Below are 7217 nucleotides of genomic sequence, written 5' to 3'. Positions count from 1 at the left end.
CTCCCGCCTCGCTGACCCCAACACCCTCCACCACACCCCCATCGGCGTCTTCCGCAGCACCCACCGCCCCGTCTACGACACCCAAATGACCGACCAACTCGACCACGCCATCGAACAACACGGCAAAGGCGACCTCACTACCCTCCTCACCGGCAACGACACCTGGACCGTCACCCCCTGACACCACCAGCCGTAGACCGGGCCGCGCGGGCCTCGTCGTACGCGGCGCGGGCCCGCTCCACGTCTTCCATCCGTACGCCGGTCCACTCGGCGAGGGCCTGGACGCGTTCGGCTGCCTCCCGGCCGAGCGGGGTCAGGGAGTAGTCGACGCGGGGCGGGATGACCGGCTTGGCGTCGCGGTGTACGAAGCCGTCGCGCTCCAGCGTCTGAAGGGTCTGGGTCAGCATCTTCTCGCTGACCTTGCCGACGTGCCTGCGCAGCTCGCTGAACCGGAACGACCGCTCCGTCAGCGCCAGGAGGACGAGGACGCCCCAGCGGCTGGTGACGTGTTCCAGGACGAGCCGGTGCGGGCACATCGCCTCGCGGAGGTCCTCGGTGGGCCGGGCGCCGCCCGGGGTACTTACTGCCATACCAGTACCTTACTTCAAGGTGGGTACTTACGAATGGTTAGCGCCCGCCGTACGGTGAGTGGCACGGGCTCCGCACGGGAGCCCAGAGCCAAGGAGTCACCGCCATGAGCATCGTCGTCACCGGAGCCACCGGAGCCCTCGGCCGTCTCGTCATCGACGAGCTGCTGACCGCGGGGGTCCCCGCGGACGGGATAGCCGCCGTCGTACGGAACAAGGAGAAGGCCGCCGGGCTCGCCGAGCGCAGTGTGGAGCTGCGGATCGCCGACTACAGCGCGCCCGAGACGCTGGCCGGGGCCTTCCGCGCCGGTGACCGTGTCCTGCTGATCTCCGGCAGCGAGGTCGGGCAGCGGGTGGCGCAGCACACCGCCGTGATCGCGGCGGCGAAGGAGGCCGGGGTGGCGCAGCTCGCGTACACCGGCATCCTCGGCGGGCCGCAGGCCGACTTCGTCCTGGCGGACGAGCACCGGGCCACCGAGGAGCTGATCCTCGACTCGGGGCTGCCGTACACCTTCCTGCGCAACGGCTGGTACACCGAGAACTACACCGCCCACCTGGAGCCGGTCCTGGCGCACGGCGCGGTCGTGTCCAACGCGGGCGAGGGCCGGGTGGCCTCGGCTGCCCGTGCCGACTACGCGGCGGCTGCGGCGGCGGTGCTGACCGGCGAGGGGCACCTCGGCCGGGCGTACGAGCTCAGCGGCGACGTGGCGTGGTCCTTCGCCGAGTACGCGGCGGAGGTCGCGCGGGTCACCGGCAAGGAGATCGACTACCGGGCCGTGACCCCCGAGGTGCACCTCGGCATCCTCACGGGCGCGGGCATCCCGGCGCCGTTCGCCGAGATCCTGGTCGATGTGGACCTCGCGATCGAGCGGGGCCGGCTCGCGGGCACGTCCGGCGAGCTGTCGCGGCTGATCGGCCGGCCGACGACGCCGATCGCCCAGTCGATCGCCCAGGCCGTCGCCCAGTCGACCGCCCAGTCGACCGCGGCGACCGTGGCCTGAACGGATCGCTCGATGGTCAGGACCGTTTTCGGATATAGGGCATGACAGGCGTAGCCACCTGACGCTACCGTCGATTTCGTCGACGCGCGCGCAGGGAGGGCCAGTGGCCGAAGAACCGACAACCGCAGCCGGTGAGCAGCGGGCAGGACTGCTGTACGGGATCGGCGCCTACGGGATGTGGGGCCTCGTCCCTCTCTTCTGGCCGCTTCTGAAACCGGCCGGCCCGGTCGAGATCCTGGCCCACCGGATGGTGTGGTCCCTCGGCTTCGTCGGCATCGCGCTCCTCGTACTGCGCCGCTGGGCGTGGATCGGCGAACTCGTGCGCCAGCCGCGCCGGCTGGCGCTCATCGGGCTCGCCGCCGCCGTGATCACGGTCAACTGGGGCGTCTACATCTGGTCGGTGAACTCCGGCCATGTCGTCGAGGCGTCCCTCGGCTACTTCATCAACCCGCTGGTCACCATCGCGATGGGCGTGCTGCTGCTCAAGGAGCGGCTGCGCCCGGTGCAGTGGGTGGCGGTGGCGACCGGCGCGGTGGCGGTGGTCGTCCTGGCGGTGGGGGCGGGCAGGCCGCCGTGGATCTCGCTGACGCTGGCGCTGTCGTTCGCCACGTACGGGCTGGTGAAGAAGAAGGTGAACCTCGGCGGGCTGGAGTCGCTGGCGGCCGAGACGGCGATGCAGTTCGTGCCGGCGCTGGCGTATCTGGTGTGGCTGGGGACGCGCGGGGAGGCGACCTTCGCGTCCGAGGGCGCGGGTCACGGGGCGCTGCTCGCGGCGACCGGCATCGTCACGGCGGCGCCGCTGGTCTGCTTCGGGGCGGCGGCGATACGGGTGCCGCTGTCCACGCTGGGGCTGCTCCAGTACCTGGCGCCGGTGTTCCAGTTCGGTCTGGGCATCCTGTACTTCCACGAGGCGATGCCGCCCGAGCGGTGGGCCGGGTTCTCGCTGGTGTGGCTGGCGCTGTCGCTGCTCACGTGGGATGCGCTGCGGGCGGCTCGGCGGGGGAGGGCGGCGCTGGCGGCAGCGGCGGCCGAATGCCACGTGGAGCCGCTGCCGGTGGAACCCCTGCCCGCGCGGGGGGCGCGCTGACCTGGCCGGTGCTCCCGGGGTACCAATTTACGCAAGGGGGCCCCGCCTCGGCCCCGGGTTGATCTGCGGGCTTCGGGTTGGTCTGCGGGCTCCGTGTTGGTCGTCGGCTCCGTGTTGGTCTGCGGGCCGGAGGGCTGAGGGGGACGAGCGGGGCCTGAGCTCCACTTCCGGCCACTGTCCGTCCATCGGACACCCGTGACCGGAATCCGTTCTTGACGCTGAGTCAACCTCTCCCTGAACATCAGGCTCGCGTTTCCGTCCCATCCCCGAACGGAATACGGAGCCCCCACATGCGCATCAAGCACCCCACAAACCCCAGAACCACCCGCGCGGCCCGCATCGCGGCCACCGCCACTGCCACCGCCGCGGCCCTCAGCCTCGGTATCGGCCTCGGCGCCCCAGCCGTACAGGCCGCCCCCGCCGCCACCCCGGTCGCCGCCGCCGCGCCGGACATACCGATCGCCAACGTCAAGGCGCACCTCACCCAGCTCCAGCAGATAGCCAACGCCAACGGCGGCAACCGTGCCCACGGCCGTGCCGGATACAAGGCCTCCCTCGACTACGTGAAGGGCAAGCTGGACGCAGCCGGGTTCACCACCTCCGTCCAGCAGTTCACCTCCTCCGGCGCCACCGGCTACAACCTGATCGCCGACTGGCCCGGCGGCGACACCTCGCAGACGGTGATGGCGGGCGCGCACCTCGACTCGGTCACCGCGGGCCCCGGCATCAACGACAACGGCTCCGGCTCGGCCGGCATCCTGGAGACCGCGCTCGCCGTCTCCCGCGCACAGCTCAAGCCCGACAAGCACCTGCGCTTCGGCTGGTTCGGCGCCGAGGAGCTGGGCATGGTCGGCTCCAAGTACTACGTCAACAGCCTCTCGACGGGCGACCGCGGCAGGATCTCCGCCTATCTGAACTTCGACATGATCGGCTCGCCCAACCCGGGCTACTTCGTCTACGACGACGACCCGGCCCTGGAGAAGGTCTTCAAGGACTACTTCGCGACCCTCTCCATACCCACCGAGATCGAGACGGAGGGCGACGGCCGCTCCGACCACGCCCCGTTCAAGAACGCCGGGATACGCGTCGGCGGTCTCTTCTCCGGCGCCGACTACACCAAGACCTCGGCCCAGGCCCAGAAGTGGGGCGGCACGGCGGGCCGCGCGTTCGACGCCTGCTACCACTCCTCCTGCGACACCAGCGCCAACCTCAACGACACGGCGCTCGACCACAACACTGATGCCATCGCCTACGCGCTGTGGCAGCTGTCCGCCGGAACCACCACCCCGCCCACCGGCGACACGTACGAGAACACCGCGGACGTCACCATCCCGGACTCCCCCGGCGCGGCCGTGACCTCGTCGGTCTCCGTGACCGGGCGTACGGGCAACGCGCCCTCCGCGCTGAAGGTCGGGGTGAACATCGTCCACACGTACAGCGGCGACCTCGTGGTCGACCTCATCGGCCCGAGCGGCAAGGCGTACCGGCTGCACAACTCCTCGTCGGACGCCACGCCGAACATCGACACCACGTACACCGTCAACGCCTCCACCGAGACGGCGAACGGGACGTGGAAGCTGAAGGTGCAGGACAAGGGGCCGCAGGACACCGGTTACATCAACAGCTGGAAGCTGACCTTCTGACCTCTCAGCGGGTATGCGCGTGCATGTACCGCACGCGCATACCCGTTTCAGCTCGCGGCCGAAGCTCGTAGCGCGCGCATGACGTGGGCGACCAGCACCGCGATCCTGTCCGGGTCGTGGAACGGCCGCTTCAGCGCGTGCCGGTAGTACAGCGGCCCGTACAGCATCTCCACCGCCAGCTCCAGATCGGCGTCCGGTGGCAACTGGCCCGCCCGCTGGCCCGCGCGCAGCCGCTCGTACACCAGCGCCACCCGCGGCACGACGAGCGCCTCGTTGACGGCCGTGGCCAGTGCCTCGTCATGGAGCAGCTCGGAGAGGATCCCCGTGTACGCGGGGCCGATCACCGGAGAGGTGAAGACCCGCATCACGCTGGTGACATGCGTCACGATGTCGGTGTCCACGTCGCCCGTGTCGGGCAGTGGCGACGTACTGACCACGGCCTCGATCACGGCCTCCAGGAGCACCGCGCCCTTCGTCGCCCACCAGCGGTAGATCGTCTTCTTGCTCACCCCGGCACGAGCGGCGATGCCCTCGATCGTCACGCGTCCATAGCCGTTTTCCGAGCACAATTCGAGGGCCGCGGAGAGGATCGCGCGGCGCGATCTCTCGCTCCGGCGCCGGGGGTTGGGGGCGTGGCGTGGCGGCTCGGTCACGGGGCGAGTCTACGAGGACGGTCCGTAGCGTATTGACAGCGGAATGGTCTGCTCCAAGAATGTGCCAAGGAAACGGCACGTGTCGTGTCGAGCCGCCACGGGGGTCGGCTCGCACGGCCGTCCCGTTTCTCTTCGCCCACCCCCGTCTCCCAGGCGCCTTTCGTGCTCAGGCCGTGATGTCCTTCGCCGTGAAGCGCGCCCAGGCCGCCGATCCGAACACCGCCACGTACAGCGCCTGCAACTCCAGGTTCTTCACCAGCTCGTCCCAGTAGACCGGCACCCGCAGCAGGTCCGCGAAGGACAGCCAGTAGTGCGGGAAGAGGTAGGGCTGTATCGCGTGCAGCTGGGGGATCTGGTCCAGGATCTGCACGGTGATCAGCAGACCGACCGTCGCCGCCATCGCCGCGACACCGCTGCCGGTGAGGGTGGAGATGAACAGGCCGAGCGCGGCCACGCCGGTCAGCGACAGGGCCACCGCCCCGGCGACCGCGAGCACGCGCACCAGCCCCTCGGCGAACGATACCTCCGTACCGGAGAGGGTCGTGAGGTCGCCGAGCGGGAAGAGCAGCGCCCCTACCGCGAGCCCGGACGCCGCCACGACCAGGGTCGCCAGCAGGCAGAACGCGAGCGTCGAGGCGTACTTCGCGAGCAGCAGCCTGGTCCGGCCCGCCGGGGCGACGAGCAGATAGCGCAGGGTGCCCGCGTTGGCCTCGCCCGCTATCGCGTCGCCCGCGACCACGCCGATCGCCATCGGCAGGAAGACGGGGAGGGTCGCGGCGAGCCCCGCGAAGACGAGGAACAGTCCGTTGTTGGTGATCTGCGAGATGAAGGCCGGACCGCCACCGCCGTCGGGTCCGGCAGAGCCGCCGCCGCGTGTCTCGATCTTCACGGCGATGCCGATCAGGATCGGGACGACCGCGAGGACCCCGAGCAGCGCGAGGGTGCGCCACCGCCGTACGACGGTCACCAGCTCGGACCGGAAGAGCCCGAGCGTCCAGAGGGCGCCCGGCCGCCGGTCCTCGGCACCGGCCGCGCCGGAGGTCGCCGGCGCCACCTCGACCCGCCCCACACCGGAACCGCTCGGACCGGCTGGATCGGCTGGACCGCTCGGACCGGCCACACGGGTTGAACCACTCGCACCGGCCGGACCAGCCTGACCGACCGGACCGCTCGGACCGGTCGTCCCGCTCGGACCTGCCGACCCGGCCGTGGTGCTCTGCATGGGCGCGTCCTGCGCCGCGTTCACCTCAGCCCGCGACATCGAACCCCTCCCCCGTCAGCGCCACGAAGGCGTCCTCCAGCGAGGCCCGTTCGACCCCGAAGGCCCTCACCCGTACGCCGCCGTGCACCAGCGCCGCGTTGAGCTCGGCCAGTTCCACCTCGTCCGGCGGGAGCTCGCCGGTCACCCGGTCTCCGTCCACGGTCACGTCCGCCACCCCGCGCTCCTTGAGCAGCCGGGCCGCGTCGGCCGGGTCCGGGGTGGTGACCGCGAGCCGGCCGCGGTTGCCCCCCGCCAGCTCGGCCACCTCGCCCTGGACGACCAGCCGGCCCTGGGTCATCACCGCCGCGTGCGTGCAGAGCTGCTCGATCTCGTCGAGGAGGTGCGAGGAGAGGAAGACCGTGGTGCCGTCGGCCGCGAGCTCGCGCACCAGGGCGCGGATCTCCCGCATGCCCTGCGGGTCGAGGCCGTTGGTCGGCTCGTCAAGGACCAGCAGCTTGCGGGGCTGGAGCAACGCGGCGGCGAGCCCCAGCCGCTGCTTCATACCCAGCGAGTACGCCCGCGCCTTCTTACCGGACGCGGCGGCAAGACCGACCCGGTCCAGCGCGTGGGCGACCCGGCTCGCGCGGGTGCGGGGGTCGGCGGTCGGGTCGGCGGAGTCGTACCGGACGAGGTTGTCGCGGCCGGAGAGGAATCCGTACAGCGCGGGGCCCTCGATCAGGGCGCCCACCTGCGGCAGGACCGTGCGGCCCGCGTGGGGCATGGGGCTGTCGAGGACCCGGGCCGTGCCGGAGGTCGGCGCGATCAGGCCCATCAGCATGCGGATGGTGGTCGTCTTGCCCGAGCCGTTGGGGCCGAGGAAGCCGAAGATGCTGCCGCCGGGGACGGTGAGGTCCAGCCCGTCCACGGCCAGTTGGCCACCGCGGTACCTCTTGGTGAGACCGCGCGTCTCGATGACCGATGGAGAGTTCCCCACCCCGCCCCTTCCCTTGCCGGGTGCTACGCCCCGGCAAGGGAAGGGGCGGGG

7 protein-coding genes and 1 pseudogene are annotated in these 7217 nt (G+C 71.1%); 4 read left to right on the top strand and 4 right to left on the bottom strand.

What is annotated here, in order from left to right; all coding sequences use genetic code 11:
- Nucleotides 1–181: pseudogene (locus tag ACJA3G_RS25425) on the top strand (2-oxoacid:ferredoxin oxidoreductase subunit beta); the annotation flags it as partial.
- On the opposite strand, the gene ACJA3G_RS25420 reads toward ACJA3G_RS25425, so the two are convergent.
- Nucleotides 171–590, bottom strand: coding sequence for a winged helix-turn-helix transcriptional regulator (locus tag ACJA3G_RS25420; RefSeq protein WP_406555368.1), 420 nt, complete (start codon nucleotides 588–590; stop codon nucleotides 171–173). The pseudogene ACJA3G_RS25425 and the gene ACJA3G_RS25420 sit on opposite strands and share 11 nt — an antisense overlap.
- A 104-nt stretch (nucleotides 591–694) precedes the next feature.
- Between ACJA3G_RS25420 and ACJA3G_RS25415 the strand changes: the two genes are divergently transcribed.
- The 3 genes from ACJA3G_RS25415 to ACJA3G_RS25405 all read left to right on the top strand — a co-directional run bounded on the left by ACJA3G_RS25415 (nucleotide 695) and on the right by ACJA3G_RS25405 (nucleotide 4318).
- Nucleotides 695–1588, top strand: a complete 894-nt coding sequence (locus ACJA3G_RS25415) for an SDR family oxidoreductase (RefSeq protein ID WP_406555367.1) — start codon at nucleotides 695–697, stop codon at nucleotides 1586–1588.
- A gap of 175 nt (nucleotides 1589–1763) precedes the next feature.
- On the top strand, nucleotides 1764–2675 hold the full coding sequence (rarD, locus tag ACJA3G_RS25410; protein WP_406555370.1) for an EamA family transporter RarD: 912 nt from the start codon (nucleotides 1764–1766) through the stop codon (nucleotides 2673–2675).
- 290 nt (nucleotides 2676–2965) lie between these two features.
- Nucleotides 2966–4318 carry a M28 family metallopeptidase gene (locus ACJA3G_RS25405; protein ID WP_406555366.1) on the top strand — a complete coding sequence of 451 codons (1353 nt, stop codon included), beginning with the start codon at nucleotides 2966–2968 and terminating at the stop codon, nucleotides 4316–4318.
- A gap of 47 nt (nucleotides 4319–4365) precedes the next feature.
- On the opposite strand, the gene ACJA3G_RS25400 is transcribed toward ACJA3G_RS25405, so the two are convergent.
- From ACJA3G_RS25400 to ACJA3G_RS25390, 3 genes are all read right to left on the bottom strand, one after another.
- Nucleotides 4366–4971, bottom strand: coding sequence for a TetR/AcrR family transcriptional regulator (locus ACJA3G_RS25400; protein WP_406555365.1), 606 nt, complete (start codon nucleotides 4969–4971; stop codon nucleotides 4366–4368).
- A 166-nt stretch (nucleotides 4972–5137) separates the two neighbouring features.
- Nucleotides 5138–6025 (bottom strand): ABC transporter permease, encoded by an 888-nt coding sequence (locus ACJA3G_RS25395; protein ID WP_406555369.1) that lies wholly within the window; start codon nucleotides 6023–6025, stop codon nucleotides 5138–5140.
- Between the two features lie 193 nt (nucleotides 6026–6218).
- Nucleotides 6219–7166, bottom strand: a complete 948-nt coding sequence (locus ACJA3G_RS25390; RefSeq protein ID WP_406555364.1) for an ATP-binding cassette domain-containing protein — start codon at nucleotides 7164–7166, stop codon at nucleotides 6219–6221.
- Nucleotides 7167–7217: the final 51 nt, after the last annotated feature.

This window comes from Streptomyces sp. YS-3, from assembly GCF_045257485.1.
Taxonomy (GTDB): Bacteria; Actinomycetota; Actinomycetes; order Streptomycetales; family Streptomycetaceae; genus Streptomyces.
The sequence above is the reverse complement of the archived record's forward strand: the minus strand, read 5'-3'. Positions and strand labels throughout refer to the sequence as shown.